Origin of the sequence: Caballeronia concitans (assembly GCF_001544615.1) — a bacterium.
In the GTDB taxonomy this organism is placed as follows: Bacteria; Pseudomonadota; Gammaproteobacteria; order Burkholderiales; family Burkholderiaceae; genus Caballeronia; species Caballeronia concitans.
Genome location: NZ_FCNV02000003.1, coordinates 174331 through 188500, shown reverse-complemented (window position 1 = coordinate 188500; position 14170 = coordinate 174331). Strand labels below are relative to the sequence as shown.

The following is a 14170-nucleotide window of genomic DNA, read 5'->3' as shown; positions in this document are numbered from 1 at the left end:
AGCGCTCCTCACGGTTCGTCGCATGATTGCGCGCGCCGGCGCAACAGGCCGGCGAGACCTGCCGATTATAACGATTAGCTTACAACTCCGATGGTCGCCGAATATCCGATGCCGCTCAGGTGTGCTCGCCCCGGATGTAGTACTCGAGCTGCTTGATGGTGAACTGCTGTTCGGAAATGATGTTCTTCACCAGATCGCCGATGGAAATCATGCCGACGAGCTTGCCGTTGTCGATGACCGGCAGATGGCGCATGCGCTTGTCGGTCATGAGCGCCATGCAGTCGTCCGTGGTCTGGTCGAGGCGCACGTAGCGCACGTGCGAGGTCATGATGTCGCGCACCGGCGTCTCCTTCGACGACCGGTCCATCAGCACGACTTTGCGCGCGTAGTCGCGCTCGGTCATGATGCCGACGATCTCGTCGCCCTTCGTCACGAGCACCGCGCCGATGTGCTTGTCGGCCATGAGCTTGATCGCGTCGTACACCGGCGAGGTTTCCGCGACCGTATAGACCGTCTGGTCGGGCTTCGAATTCAGGACTTCTGCGACTGTTGCCATCAAGCGCCTCCGTGGGCTTCGCGTGCTCGCCGGGCGTCTATGCCGATGAGCGCGCGCTTCGTTGTATCCGGAAAACGTTGCTGCGCTGCTATCGAGCGTAAGGCTTCGCGCGCGATGCCTTCATCGGCATTAACCCGACCATTCGCAAAAAGTATAGGACACGCCCGGCGGCGGGATATGCGCTTTCCCCGACTTCAGTTTCGCGGATTGTTGCCGCTATTCAGGCATCGCGTGGAAACAACGTGGCGATCCGCGAAAGCACGCAGCGCCAGAGGCGCACCGAATAGAGGACAAAAATGAGCAGTTCACAGCAGGATATCGAGCAGCGCGTACGGCTCGCGGGCAACAACATGTTCGAGTTGCTCCTGTTCAGGCTCGGCGAGGCGCCGGGGTCGGAGCAGCGCGAGCTTTACGGCATCAACGTGTTCAAGGTGCGCGAGATTTTGGCGATGCCCGCGATTACCGCCGTCGCGGGATCGAGCGAAGAGATTCTCGGCGTCGCGGATATTCGCGGCCAGATCATTCCGGTGATCGACCTTGCGCGCATCACCGGTTGCCGTCCGAAGAACGGGCCGAAGATTCTGCTCGTCACCGAATTCGCGCGCACGACGCAAGGCTTCGCGGTCGAGGAAGTCGACGATATCGTGCGGCTCGAGTGGAATCAGGTGCTCTCGGCGGAATCGCATTCGGGCGGGCGCACGGTGACGAGCTTCGCGCGGCTCGACGGCAACGTCGACGGGACGCGGCTCGCGCAAGTGCTGGATGTCGAGCGCATCGTCCGTGACGTGCTGCCGGGGCAGGACGCGAATATCAGCGAGGCGAGCACCGGCCGGCTGCAGCTGAAGCCCGGCGCGCGCGTGCTGGCGGCGGACGATTCGGGCGTCGCGCGGGCGCTCATCGAGCAAAGTCTGACCGCGATGGGCGTGCCCTTCGTGATGACCAAGACCGGTCAGGAAGCGTGGGACGTGCTGGAAGCGGCGCTCAAGAAAGCGAAGGAAGACGGCACCGAAGTCGCCGATGAAATCGCGCTCGTGCTCACCGACCTGGAAATGCCTGAGATGGACGGCTTCACGCTCACGCGGCGCATCAAGTCCGATACCGGCTTGCAGCATATTCCGGTCGTGATCCACTCGTCGCTGTCGGGATCGGCGAACGAGCAGCACGTGCGCAAGGTCGGCGCGAACGCGTATGTTTCGAAGTTCGTGGCGTCCGAGCTTGCCAGCGTGATGCGCGGCGCGCTCGTCAGCGCGGAGTAAACGCATCGGCGCCCGGTGCGGGCAGACCTCGTGAGTCTGCTGCAGCGGGCGCCGAAAGGTCGCTCAGTCTTGAAGGCCGGAGAGATGCCCGGCCAAACTGGTTCGATCAGTGACCGAAGTAGATCGAGTTCGTGTTGTTTGCAGCTTGCGCACGGCCGCCCGATTGGGCCAGCGAGTCACGCGAACCGCCGAAAGCGCGGGCGTCGGTGCCATGCGCGCTTTCTTCAGCGGCGATGGTTTGCGCGCTCGGGCCTTGTTGCGATGCCGGTGCGCCGACGGCCGGACGGTACGACGGAGCCGGACCGTAGCCGCTTGCGAAAGCGGGTGCGGCGATCGAGGCGGAAGCAGCGATAAGAAGGGTAGCGATGAGATTGCGTTTCATGGTGTGCTCCAAGGACGGTTGACGTTCGTATCAGAAGCGCCGCTTGATTGCGAGAAACTGTCTGCTACGTCGATGGAAAGCAGTGTATACCCCTACTATCGTTTTTTTATCTCAATATATTTCAATTCACTTTTCGCTGTGCGCCAACAATCATTGGCCGCACGATCGTGCCTGGATCGCGCGCACGCATGCCGTGTAAGGCGTTCAAGGGAGTGACCGACGCCGCATCGAGCAGTGTCGATTCGCGGGGACAGAACAATAGTTTTGCGCACGACTGTGCGGATCGGCGGGATCAGTGAGCGAGCCGCTGCATCAGAGTGACCAGCGTGGCCGGCGAATTGCCCTTCTGGCAGTACGCATCAAAGCCCGCGTGCAGGCCCTTCGTGCGCACCAGTTCCTCGCCGAGCGCCGTAAACGCGATGATTCCCGCATCGCGCGTCCGGGCGATGCGCCGCAAGACCCGCGCGGTCGCGAAGCCGTCGTGCTCCGGCATGCTGATATCGAGAATGACGATGTGAGGCGCCCAGCCGTCGACCGCGTGGAGCGCATCGACGCCGGAAAGCGCGACGCGCGTTTCGAATCCGTCCGCGTTCAGGGCGGCGGCGAGCGCTTCGGCGCTGGATGCGTTGTCATCGACGACCAGAATGCGCCAGCTTTGGACTTCCACATCGACACTACGGTTGGTCCAGACGGCGCAATGAGGGGAATGCAAGTTCACGGACATGGCGGTTCGATGAATAGATCGCCCGCCTATCAGCACGTTTCGCGCCTGACTTCGATTTCCTTTCAGGCGTTGTCTTCCTTCTTGCCTTTGCGCCGTTTCGCGGGCGCTTCTTCGCTTTCGCGCAGCCGCGCGTTGGCTTCGACGAGCGAGGCCGCGTCGCGCTGACGCAGCGCCAGATCGAGTTCGCCGATCGCCGCGAAAAGCGCATCGCGGGACGATTCGTCGGACGTTCCGCCGTCGCGCTCGGCCACGCGGCGCGCTTCCTTGTCGAGCCGCTTGCACAGCTTTCCGCCGAAGCGCGTGTCGACCGCGCCGTCGCGCGCGAGCGCAGCAATCACCGATGCAAGGCGTATCAGGCCCGTTGCCGTCGTTTGCGTCACGCCATCCAGATCGTCTTGGTCGTCCACTGCCTTTCTCCCCTAGTTGACGCGAAGCCGGCGTCTTCGTCCGGGCCACCTTGCATCGCGCCATCATACGCCGCCAATATGACAATCATTTTTTGCGCGATGAGCGCCGGACCCGCCGTTCGTTTCGCCTTCGACCGATGGCACACTAGCGCCATTGCATCCGACTCCCGCACGAAGCGCGCATGAATCCCGCTACCCTGCAACGACCGCCCTATGGTTCCGACTTCACCGGCCTCGTCTGCGGCTTTCGCTTCCGCGTCGACCAGCCGGGCGAGCCAATCGATGCCGAAGCGGCCAGCGCCTGGCTCGCTCGCGACGATACCGTGAAGGAGTTCATCTGGCTGCACTTCGATCTTGCCAACAGCGCATGCGAGCGCTGGATGCGCACGCGCCTCGGCGTGCCCGACGAATTCTTCGACACGCTGCATGAAGGCTCGCACTCGACGCGCATCGAGCATCAGGAAGGCGCGCTCTTCGCCGTCATCAACGACGTGATGTTCAACTTCGAACTGACGCCCTCGGAAATCGCGACGCTCTGGGTGTACACGCGTCAGAAGCTGCTCATCACGGCGCGCATGAAGCCGCTGCGTTCGGTGGATTCGCTGCGTGAATCGGTGCGGCGCGGCGAGCTGTTTCGATCGCCTGCGGAATTGCTCGCGCATCTGCTGCGCGATCAGGCCGATCTCCTCGTAGAGATCGTGCGGCGAACCAGCGTGGAAGTGGACGGCATCGAGGATCGCTTTCTGTCGACGCATTCATCGCGAACGCGCTCCGATCTCGGCGCGCTGCGGCGCGTGCTCGTGCGGCTTCAGCGTCTGCTCGCGCCCGAGCCCGGCTCCGTATTCCGCCTGCTCGCGCGGCCGCCGCGCTGGCTTCATGCGCAGGACATTCAGGATTTGCGCGACGCGACCGAAGAGTTCTCCCTTGTGTTGAACGATCTGGCAGGCCTCGTAGAACGCATCAAGCTGTTGCAGGAAGAAATCGCGACGCGGATGGACGAGCAAAGCAACCGCACGCTTTTCACGCTGACGCTCGTCACGGTGCTCGCGCTTCCGATCAACATCGTGGCCGGCTTCTTCGGCATGAACGTGGGCGGCATACCGCTCGCGGAAAATCATCACGGCTTCTGGTTGCTCGTGCTGATTGTCGCGAGCTTCACCGTGCTCGCCGGATGGTGGGCCTTCCGGCGGCGGCGCGATATGTGATGGTGTGATGCGCTTTTTGCCTACAGCCCGAGGTCGCTCAGGCCGGGATGATCGTCGGGCCGGCGGCCGAGCGGCCAATGATACTTGCGGTCGGACTCCTTGATCGGCAGATCGTTGATGGACGCGTGACGATGCGTCATCAGCCCCGCTTCGTTGAACTGCCAGTTCTCGTTGCCATAGCTGCGATACCAGTTGCCCGAATCGTCGTGCCATTCATACGCGAATCGCACCGCGATGCGATTGCCGGTAAAACCCCACAGCTCCTTGATGAGCCGATAGTCCAGCTCGCGCACCCACTTGCGCTGCAAGAACGCTTCGACTTGCGCGCGGCCCGTGACGAACTCCGCGCGATTGCGCCAGCGCGTGTCCTCGCTATAAGCCAGTGCGACGCGCTTCGGATCGCGCGTGTTCCAGCCGTCTTCGGCCAGGCGAACCTTCTGTGCGGCGGTGTCTGCATCGAACGGCGGAAGAGGCGGTCTGCTTTCCATGTCGGCTCCTGGTTGATGTAGACAGGTCTGTCTACCTGCACGCACTCTAGCGCAGGTAGACGAACCTGTCTACAATCGGCGGCATGAATATCATCGACTATTCGGCGGATGCGGCGAATGCGGCGGAGCTTTCCCCCGATGCCCGCATTCTGCGCACGGCGCACGACCTGTTTTATCGCGACGGCATTCGCGCGACCGGCATCGACCGCGTGATTGCGGAATCGGGTGTCGCGAAGAAGACGTTCTATCGCTATTTTCCGAGCAAGGATGATTTGATCGTCGCGTTCCTAGAGTTTCGGCACGAGAACTGGATGGCATGGTTCCGCGACGCGCTCTCGCGTCACGGCGGCACGCTTTCCGCGCTGGTGCCGGCGCTTGCCGAGTGGTTCGGCGGCGAGACTTATCGCGGTTGCGCGTTCATTAATTCGGTGGTGGAAGTCGGCGGCACGCTGCCGCAAGCGGTGGATATCGCGCGGCGGCACAAGCGCGACATGACCGCCGCCATTCGTGCGCTGATGCCGGCGTCGCGCACCGCGAAGGCCGACGCGCAGGCGCTCGCGCTTGCCGTCGATGGCGCGATCGTCGCCGCGCAATTCGCCGATGCCCCCGCCGATGCGCTGAAAGCGCTCGCCCGCCTGGTGCGTGCGCTTTCCACACATCGGCGCGGCGCGAGTACGGAGTAATGCGCTTCAGCGCGCGTCCGCCTTGGCCATCTGCAATTTGCAACACAGCTTCGCGCTCATCTCGGCGATGTCCTCCTCGCTCAACGTGGCGACATCGGCTTTGAGTTGCAGGAAGGCGACGAGCGCCGCATAGCGCGAACGCAACAGATCGCGGCGCGCGGTGTACAAGGTATCGAGCGCGCGCAGCACGTCGCTGCTCGCGCGGCTGCCCACTTTGAATCCGACTTGCGTGGCTTGCAAGGTTTCGCGTGCGCTTTCGACGAGATGCCTCAGCGAACCGGTCTTCTGCTGCTCGCGGATGTACTTCGCGTAGTTGTCGCGAGCGGACGCCTCGGCCTGTGTCGATGCCAGCAGATAGCCCTGCTTCGCCTTGTCCTCCAGCGCAAGCGACTGCCCGACGCGCGCCTGAATTTCGCCACCGGAAAAGAGCGGAATCTGGATCTGCAACATGCCGGTCGTGGTCGTCGTCGGGCGCGCGTAGCCCGAGGCCGCGCCCGCGGGTGTGTAGCTGCCGGTGACGCTGACGACCGGATAATTCGCCGCGCGCGCCTTCGACGTATCGAACCTGGCGATTTCCAGGCCGAGCTGCTTCGACTGCACTTCATAACCGCGCGTCTTCGCCTGCTCTATCCAGCTCTCCTCGCCCTCGGCGAGCTTCGGCAACGCCATCTCAGGCGGCAACTGCGCCAGCGCCGCGAACGGCCGCCCGGTGACTTGCTCGACGGCGCGACGCTTCACGGCCAATTCCTGCGCCGCGTCCACTTGCTGAAGCTGCGCCTGTTCGAGCGCGGTATCGGCTTCGTATTGGTCGATGACCGTCGCCTCGCCCGCCGCGCGCTTGCGGCGGACCTGATCGACCTGCGCCTGTATCGCGGCGAGATAGTCGGCGGCACGCTTGACTTCATCCTCGGCGGCGAGTTCGTCGAAATACGCCCGCACCGCTCGCAGAATCGACGCCTGTTGCGCGCCTGCGAAATCCACCGCGCCCTGCGCCACGACGAAATCCGCCTGCCTGTAAGCAGTCCACTTGCTCCAGTCGAAAAGCGGCTGCGATACGGTCACCATCCAGCCGTTCTGCCAATACTTCTGACGCGGAAAGCCGTCCATGTCGATACGGTTGTATGCGCGCCCCAGCCACCGACGATCTGCGGCAACAGCGCCGCGCGCGCGATGGGCACCGCCTGCTTCGCGGCCTCGTAGCCGGCGCGTGCCTGACCGAGTTCGGCGTCGTGATCGAGCGCCTGCTGAACGATGGCGATGAGATCGTCGGCGCGGGCTGCATCCACGAACACGAGCGCACTCGCCAGCGCGCATATCGAGAGGCTTCGCTTAAGCATGGAGCGCTTCGTCCGGCGTGGTGTCGGTCTGCCCGATGCGGTCGCGCACGAGTCCGCCGCCTTCGAATCGGTAACGCACGTCGAACGACGAAGCCAGCGACATGTCGTGCGTGATCACCACGACCGTACGATCCAGGCTTTGCAGCAACCCTGCGATGTTCCGCACGGAAGCGGGATCGAGATTGGAGGTCGGCTCGTCGAGCAGCAGCAATTCACGTTGCTGATACAGCGCGCGCGCAAGCAGAAGCCGCTGACGCTGCCCCGCCGAGATGTTCGCGATGGTGTCGCTGATGACGGTGCGCGTGCGCATCGGCAAGCGCATGATGTCGTCGAGCAAGCCGACCTGATCGAGCAGCTTGTGGATGCGGTCCTCGTCGGTCTGCGCGGCGAACAACGTGACGTTATCCGCAATCGATCCGTGCAGGATGATGTCGCCTTGCCGCATGTGCGCCTGATGCCGGCGGATTTCATCGACAGCCAGATTGGGCCATGCGATGCCGTTCAGCGCGATATGCCCTTCCTGCAGCGGTTCCGCCGCCGACAGCAGCTTGAACAGCGTGGATTTGCCGCTGCCCGAAGGACCGGTGATCGCGAACTTGTCGCCCTTGCGAATCTGGAAGCTCGCATTCTTCAGCACGGGTTGATCCGAAATGCCGTAGCTGAACGTCACGTCGCGCACGTCGATGTGATCGAACACGCGCACTTCCGTCGCGCGCTGCGTATCGGCGAGCGGCGTATAGCGTTCGTTCTCGCTTTCGACGATATCGTCCACGCGTGCGGTCGGCACGCTCAGCATGAAGTACTGGAACGTGGCGTTGATGGCACTCGCGAGCCTCTCGGACATCAGCGACTTATAGATGAGAAACGAATAGAACACGCCCACCGACACCCTGCCGCCGAGCATCAGACGCGCCGCAAGCCACGTGATGATGATGGTATCGGCGTAAGTGACGAGCTTGAGCAGCCCGTCGCGCGTACACGTGAGGCGGCTGCTCTTCAGCAGCGCCGCCGCGTACGCCTTGTAGATGGTCATGTAGATGGCCGTGCGCCGCGTCTCGCCTTGCGCGAGCTTCAAGAGCGATGCGGCGCGTATGGTTTCGATCAGCGAGTCGTCGCAGCGTGCGGACGTTTCGAGCACGAGCGCATGGTTGTCGCGCATGGCGGCGAACATGCTGATGGCGAGCCCGATATACACGAGAAAAACGAGCAACGCGACGCCCGCGAGCTGGCGGCTTTGAATCAGCATCAGAATGAGCGCGATGATGCCTACCGTCAGATCGACGAACAGCGACACGCTGGTGCGCGTGGCGAACACGCTGATTTCGTCCTGCGCTTTCACGCGGGCGAACACGTCGCCGACGTGACGCTTCTCGAACCACGACATCGGATTGCGCAACAAGTGACGCAACAAGCCTTCGGTGGAATTGATCTGCGTGAGGTTGTAGAGCAATTCCGTGAGGTACTTCTGCACGAACTCGCTCAACGCGCCGAGGATGAAGATGCTCGCGAACGTGACCACGAGCACGTTCAGCAGATTGCGGTTGTCGGCCGCGACCACGTAATCCAGCACGAGATTGCCGAAATACGGCATCGCGAGAATAGCGAACTGACTGCCGAGCGCGACGAACAATATCTTGCCGATGTGCGCCTTCAACTGCGGACTCAACGCGCGTACGCGCTTGAGCGCAGCCGGCACGCGCGATTTGGCGCGAATGCGCGGCATCTGCGGCGTCGGCGCGAATTCGAGCAGAAAGCCGGACACGGCTGAGCGGAACGTGTCCATCGAGACGCGACGACGGCCGGTCGCGGGATCGATCACGCGCACGTAACCATGCCCCGCCTTCTCGAACACGACGAAGTGCGCGCCGCCGAAATGGAGAATGGAGCCCTTCTTGACCGCCGACAGATCGGACGCGTCGAAACGATACGCCTGCACTTCCAGACCGAAATCGACGGCGACATCGTACAAGTCCATCAGCGAGAGGCCATTCGCCGAGATCGGCTTATACGACGACAGTTCCCGCACTTCCGTGGCCCGCCCGAGATGCGAGAGCACCATCGCCAAACATGCATAGCCGCATTCGGCGACTTCGTTCTGATAGATGATCCGCACATCAACCTCTTAGCATTCGATACAACGGCGCCAGCACCCATTCGGCGAGCGTCCTTCGTTCGACGACGATGCTCGCCGTCGCCCGCATTCCGGGCAGGATCTTGAAATGCTGGCCCTCGAATTCGAACGTGTTGCCGCGCAGCGTGGCCCACGCCAGGTAATCGCCCTCGGATTCCTTGGCGCTTTCTGTCTGCTCGGACGGATCGGGCGCACCGGGCGTGCCGGGCAAGCCGAGCGGGCTCGCGGGCAGCACGGTGGTGCCGGATATCGAATCGATGCGCGCCTCGTAGGTGCCAAACTTGGCGTAGGGGAAGGCGTCGAATTTGAGCCGCACGATCTGGCCTTCTCTGACGAAGCCGCGTCGCCGCGACGGGATACTCAACGCCGCGCGCAATGGGACGCTGTCTTTCGTGGAAATGACCATGGCGACATCGCCCGCTGCGAGCATGCGGCCTGCGACCAGCCCCGAAAACGTGACCACGCCGCCCTTCGGCGCGGAGACGGTCGCGTCCTGGCGTTCGCGTTCGAAGCGCGCGCGGACGTCCTGAATGTCGCGTGCGCGACGGGCATCGAGTTCGCGCAGTTGTGCTTCCAGATCGGCTTGCGTGCCATTGGATGCGCCGATCTCGCCGGCCAATTGCTGTCGCCGCGCCACGCCCTGCGCGACCGTCACCTTGCCTTGGTGGATATCCGCGCGCGCCTGCTCCACCTTGTCCGCAGTCACATACTCCGACACCGCGTTGAGCCGCGCGAGCCGTTGTTCGAACTCCCCCACCAACTGACCGTTTTGCGCGATCTGCGCATCGAGCGACCCAAGTTCCGCGCGACGGCTGGCTTCGGTGACACGCGCGGTCTCGCGCTGCGCGTTCAATTGCGCGCGACGCTCGTTGTATTGCTCGTCGATGGCATGGATCTGATCGTCGCGCACCTTCTCGTCGAACACTTGCCGGCGCAGGCCGTCTGTCGTGAGCGAAAAATCGCGCTGCAAGCGAAACAACGGCGTTCCCGGTTCGACATGTTCCGACGGCCGCGCATAGATCGCGGACACCATCCCGTTCAAGCCCTGAATCTTCACCTCCGACGGCGACACGATCTCGCCCGAGACGTCCTGCTTGAGCTCGATCTGGTGGACGAAGCCGAAGGCCAGCGCCGCGATGGTGAACACGGACGTGGCATAGGCGATCCAGCGCCATGGCACGTCCCTGAATTGGGGAAGATCGGTCGGTTGCATGAAGTCTTACGTGGTCGGCTGTTGCATTCGGCTATTTCGACGGGGCGAATGCGTACATTGCGGGATGCCCGGCCGGAAGCCACTGTTCATAATTGTCGAGAAGCGCCGTCTCGATATAACCGGCGAGCCGCTGCGGCGACTCGGCCGCGTCGAGCGGGAGAGCATCGAAGAGCCGCGCCTCGAAGTGTCCGCGCGAGAAGCGCAGGTAAAACGGCAGGAGGACGGCGCCGAAGGTCTCGCCCACGCGAAACACGCCGTTATGGATGCGCGCGCTCTTGCCGAACATCGATACCTCGACCGTTTCCATCGGATAGCGATGCATGGTGAAAGGCGGGACATCGGAGAAGAGCACGGCGACGCCATCGCGTTTCAGCGAGCGCGCGACGCGCACGCCGAGCCCATTGCGATTCGTGTCGCCATAGGTGTAGAGCACCTTGATGCCGGGAATGAGCGCGTGGTCGTCGCCATATTGATTCCTCGGCACGCCGGACACCACCGACATGGACTGCAAGCCGAGCAACGCGGCCACGCGCTCGACGATATAAATGTTCGCGTACTGCGATACGAAGTGGAACGGGGAAATGAACACCGGCCGTCCGGGCGCTTCCCTTCTCAGCTTTTCGACTTCGGCTGTAAGCGTTCGCGCGATTTGTTCGAGGTCAGGCCACGCTTCATGCTTTCGAATGTCGCGGCCGAAGTAGATGCGCTGATCGATCAGCTTCTCGATATACGCGCCCACGCACGCACGACGCGCTCTCGCTTGAGGCAGGTTCAGGACGTCGCGGCCAATTTCCGATCGCACTCGACCGCTTGCTCTACATGTTGCGTCATATATGCTGCGCGTGCGCCAAGCACAACGAGCGAGTGTTTCCACCGAACTCATTGGAATTCGACCGTAGAAGCTACGCCGCACGCGATGCTTTCGCAGCGCGAGCCACTTTTTTAGCGCGGAACGCAGAGCGGGCATTGATTCTCGTGGAAATGGCAGGACATCGATGAGTCTTCCGGACTACGGTGGATCCGGCACTTACTCACCGACTTCTTAGAGCAATCGATCGATGCGTGAGCATTGGGGCGCCTGAGCCGCTCGGCATCGAGACTCGATCATCTTCATCATTCAGTTCAAGGTGGATTCACGTGGGAAGCTGCCCTGAACTGAGAGGACCGCGTAACCGACAAAATCGCCTTAACAATCAACGCTTATGCCGCTACGCGATCCTCCTTGGCAGTTTCATTGACCGGACCCAGCGCTGAATCCGGCTAATGACAAAACGCCTTAACCTTGCTTCAGGTTAATGATGACGGTCGTGGTCGACGAAGACTGGCTGCTAGCCTTGTGGCAACCACCAGCCAGCGATGCCTGAGCCAAAGCAGTGCGTTCGATCTTTTGCATTTTGATTTTCCCGATGTTTCTTTCAATAAAAACTGCGCAGCTCGTCATGAGCCGACGCGGTCACTTTCCTGATTAACTCAGGAGTCCGTCTTAAGTTGAATACCTCAAGACGGGAAGGATGTTAGGTTCTTTCCCGGTGCCGGTAAACCGCGAAAACTCCTAAATTAGAGACGGTTGGCAGTAGCGCTTGGTCATTCAAATCAAACTGGCAGCGAAAGGCTCGCGCGAGAACCGGAAAAACATCGGCAAGTAAACAAGCATGCACCTGCCTCATCTGTCGCTTGACAAGCTTATGCGCCTGCACCCTACTCAGTCACCGTTCCCGATGAAACGGGCCTTTGCCGACGATCTTATCGATCAAAACGGAAAGGCCGCCTTGGACTGAGGCGGCCCTGATTGACGAGTCAGGTCAAACCAACAGCGGCGAAGTATTATTGTTTCTGGTTGTTGTTGACCTGGACGAAAGACCCGGAGATCTTCACAGTCGTTGACGTCGAACTGCTCGATGAAGCCTTCGCAGCTCCGCCCGCCAGTTGGGAATATTTCAATGCATTACGGTCGATCTTTTTCATCTTCTGCTCTGCCAAATCCTTGAGATAAATCAAACAAATACGAACGGTTTTGTTTGTTCGCTTCGTCATCCTATCCAATAGCCCGAGCCGAATTCAATCGGAATTCTCGGATGTATTGCCGGGACTCAGTTGTATCCGAAGTTCACCGTCGCCGTTGCGGTAACCGTGCCGCCAGTCATGGTTCCGAGCCGGTAGAACTGAGCGACCATCGGAATGGTCATGGTATTGGTGGCATCCACGGCACCGATAGTCGTCTGCGTGTTGAGCGGGAACGGCGTTCCCGTCGTGTCGCCGACATTGACCGCTTTCAACAATTGCACGCCAACCTGACTCGCTGTCCCCGTGTTCTTGAGCACGCTCTGCACGGTGTCGACGGTTCCGTAAATGGTCATCGAAACGTTCGTGTTGACCGCGCAGCTCTTCAACAACAGACTGAACGGCGTTGCATTGTTCGTCGAATTCACTGAAAGGAAGTCCGTTGTCTTGGCCGTCTTTAGATCAATCGTCTGCGAGACGGAACCCGAATCGACGGTGCACGTAGGCAATATGATCGTGCCGGTGAAATTCAGCGTGGCATCGACGGCGAATGCCGGGCCCGCGCTCATGAGCCCAAGCACCGCCAGCCCGCTTATTAGCCTTTTCATGTTTCTGCTCCTTTGTTTCGTGGTGGTCCCAATTTGATAGCAGTCCGCCCCTCGCGCAGACTGCCACCGCAGCAATCACTGGTATGAGACGGTCATCGTCATGGTTGAGTTTGCGGGTCCGGCGGTCAGCGTGCCGGTGCGGTAATATCGCGCCGTCATTGGTATGGCATAGCTGCCGCCGTTTGCACTATCGAAGCCGCTCAGCGTCCGAAGGGTACCGAACGGAAACACGGCCCCAGTGTTGTCATAAAGTTGGACGCCCACGCCGCCCGCACTCGGGCTACCGCTTAACGCCGCAACGTTGCTGAAGCCGGGCACCTGACCGTTCGATGGATCGATCTGATACTGAATGTTGTGAATCTGGCCTGCGGATGTCCCTGCTACCGGCAAGCCGCCTGGACAGTTGTTCAGACTCAGGTTGAACGATGCGACTTTGCTCGGAGCGGGCCCCACGTTCGGCAGATCCGCTGGTCCCTGGATGCCCATTGGAACGTTGACGTCAGGCGTCTGGCAGGTGAGCACGGTGATTACAACCGGCGTGATATAGAAATTGATGATGCCCGCTGATGGCACATTCCCCGCAGGCGGCGGCGTCAGCGTTTGCCACGAGAACGCCTGTGCGATCATGCCTGTCGCTGTGCCCGGCGTGATGTCACCGGTCTTGACCAATGCAACGATCAACTGGCCCCCATTCTGGATGGTGCCATTCCTATTCCATTGACGGCCCATGGTGCGAAATGTCTGAGGACCATAGGGCGTACTGTCCGGGATGGTATAGCCGCCCATCGCAATGCCTACGCCGGGAACGTTCGTCGGATAGACTTGAAACGCAACGCCCTGGTACGTCGCGTTATAGGTCGTTGGCCCCGCTGTGGTGATGCCCGCCGTTTCGAAGTCGGTTCCGTTATAGACGCTTCCCGAAACGATGCAGGTCCAGTAATCGTTCTTCGACGGCGACAACGACCATGTCGTCAGAACCGAGCCATTAGGCAAGTCCCGCGCCACCGCCACGGTGGGGGGCAGCGTTAGTGTGAAGGATGTGTAATTCGCCGTGCAGCTCGCGGTCGCCCATGCGGAAGAAGGCACGAAGATCAGCATCGCAAGCCAGCACATCACGCGCCGCAAGAGCGCAAGTGCAAGCCGGTTCATGTTATTCATTTGTTTCTTTCCCGATGAATT

15 protein-coding genes are annotated in these 14170 nt (G+C 61.3%); 3 read left to right on the top strand and 12 right to left on the bottom strand.

The window, feature by feature from the left end; all coding sequences use genetic code 11:
* Window positions 1–115: 115 nt before the first annotated feature.
* Window positions 116–556 (bottom strand): CBS domain-containing protein, encoded by a 441-nt coding sequence (locus AWB72_RS10450; protein WP_040052128.1) that lies wholly within the window; start codon window positions 554–556, stop codon window positions 116–118.
* 296 nt (window positions 557–852) lie between these two features.
* Here AWB72_RS10450 and AWB72_RS10445 point away from each other — a divergent pair, with 296 nt between their 5' ends.
* Window positions 853–1812: a chemotaxis protein gene (locus tag AWB72_RS10445; protein ID WP_040052127.1), complete on the top strand. Its 960-nt coding sequence runs from the start codon at window positions 853–855 to the stop codon at window positions 1810–1812.
* 106 nt (window positions 1813–1918) lie between these two features.
* On the opposite strand, the gene AWB72_RS10440 is transcribed toward AWB72_RS10445, so the two are convergent.
* The 3 genes from AWB72_RS10440 to AWB72_RS10430 form a co-directional block, all read right to left on the bottom strand.
* On the bottom strand, window positions 1919–2194 hold the full coding sequence (locus tag AWB72_RS10440) for a hypothetical protein (RefSeq protein ID WP_040052337.1): 276 nt from the start codon (window positions 2192–2194) through the stop codon (window positions 1919–1921).
* 292 nt (window positions 2195–2486) lie between these two features.
* Entirely contained in the window at window positions 2487–2918 is a 432-nt protein-coding gene (locus AWB72_RS10435; RefSeq protein ID WP_040052126.1) for a response regulator, read from the bottom strand.
* Window positions 2919–2980: 62 nt separating this feature from the next.
* A complete protein-coding gene (locus AWB72_RS10430; RefSeq protein WP_040052125.1) occupies window positions 2981–3325 on the bottom strand; it encodes a hypothetical protein in 345 nt (114 codons plus the stop codon).
* A gap of 182 nt (window positions 3326–3507) precedes the next feature.
* On the opposite strand from AWB72_RS10430, the gene AWB72_RS10420 reads away from it, so the two are divergent.
* A complete protein-coding gene (locus AWB72_RS10420) occupies window positions 3508–4530 on the top strand; it encodes a transporter (RefSeq protein ID WP_040052123.1) in 1023 nt (340 codons plus the stop codon).
* Window positions 4531–4550: 20 nt separating this feature from the next.
* Here AWB72_RS10420 and AWB72_RS10415 read toward each other — a convergent pair whose 3' ends face one another.
* Window positions 4551–5018 (bottom strand): nuclear transport factor 2 family protein, encoded by a 468-nt coding sequence (locus AWB72_RS10415; protein WP_040052122.1) that lies wholly within the window; start codon window positions 5016–5018, stop codon window positions 4551–4553.
* Window positions 5019–5101: 83 nt separating this feature from the next.
* Between AWB72_RS10415 and AWB72_RS10410 the strand changes: the two genes are divergently transcribed.
* Window positions 5102–5701, top strand: coding sequence for a TetR/AcrR family transcriptional regulator (locus AWB72_RS10410; RefSeq protein ID WP_052450033.1), 600 nt, complete (start codon window positions 5102–5104; stop codon window positions 5699–5701).
* A 6-nt stretch (window positions 5702–5707) separates the two neighbouring features.
* Here the strand turns inward: AWB72_RS10410 and AWB72_RS10405 are convergent, their stop codons facing one another.
* The 7 genes from AWB72_RS10405 to AWB72_RS10375 all read right to left on the bottom strand — a co-directional run bounded on the left by AWB72_RS10405 (window position 5708) and on the right by AWB72_RS10375 (window position 14149).
* A complete protein-coding gene (locus AWB72_RS10405; RefSeq protein ID WP_244285581.1) occupies window positions 5708–6808 on the bottom strand; it encodes a TolC family protein in 1101 nt (366 codons plus the stop codon).
* Window positions 6760–7038: a hypothetical protein gene (locus AWB72_RS29365; protein WP_244285580.1), complete on the bottom strand. Its 279-nt coding sequence runs from the start codon at window positions 7036–7038 to the stop codon at window positions 6760–6762. Before AWB72_RS29365 ends, AWB72_RS10405 begins: the two co-directional genes overlap by 49 nt.
* Window positions 7031–9151, bottom strand: a complete 2121-nt coding sequence (locus tag AWB72_RS10400; RefSeq protein WP_040052121.1) for a peptidase domain-containing ABC transporter — start codon at window positions 9149–9151, stop codon at window positions 7031–7033. Before AWB72_RS10400 ends, AWB72_RS29365 begins: the two co-directional genes overlap by 8 nt.
* Window position 9152: 1 nt before the next feature.
* Window positions 9153–10382: an HlyD family secretion protein gene (locus tag AWB72_RS10395; protein ID WP_040052120.1), complete on the bottom strand. Its 1230-nt coding sequence runs from the start codon at window positions 10380–10382 to the stop codon at window positions 9153–9155.
* 31 nt (window positions 10383–10413) lie between these two features.
* On the bottom strand, window positions 10414–11184 hold the full coding sequence (locus AWB72_RS10390; RefSeq protein WP_244285579.1) for a lysophospholipid acyltransferase family protein: 771 nt from the start codon (window positions 11182–11184) through the stop codon (window positions 10414–10416).
* A gap of 1288 nt (window positions 11185–12472) precedes the next feature.
* Window positions 12473–12952 carry a fimbrial protein gene (locus AWB72_RS10380; protein ID WP_244285578.1) on the bottom strand — a complete coding sequence of 160 codons (480 nt, stop codon included), beginning with the start codon at window positions 12950–12952 and terminating at the stop codon, window positions 12473–12475.
* 114 nt (window positions 12953–13066) lie between these two features.
* Window positions 13067–14149, bottom strand: a complete 1083-nt coding sequence (locus AWB72_RS10375; RefSeq protein ID WP_040052116.1) for a fimbrial protein — start codon at window positions 14147–14149, stop codon at window positions 13067–13069.
* Between the last annotated feature and the right edge of the window lie 21 nt (window positions 14150–14170).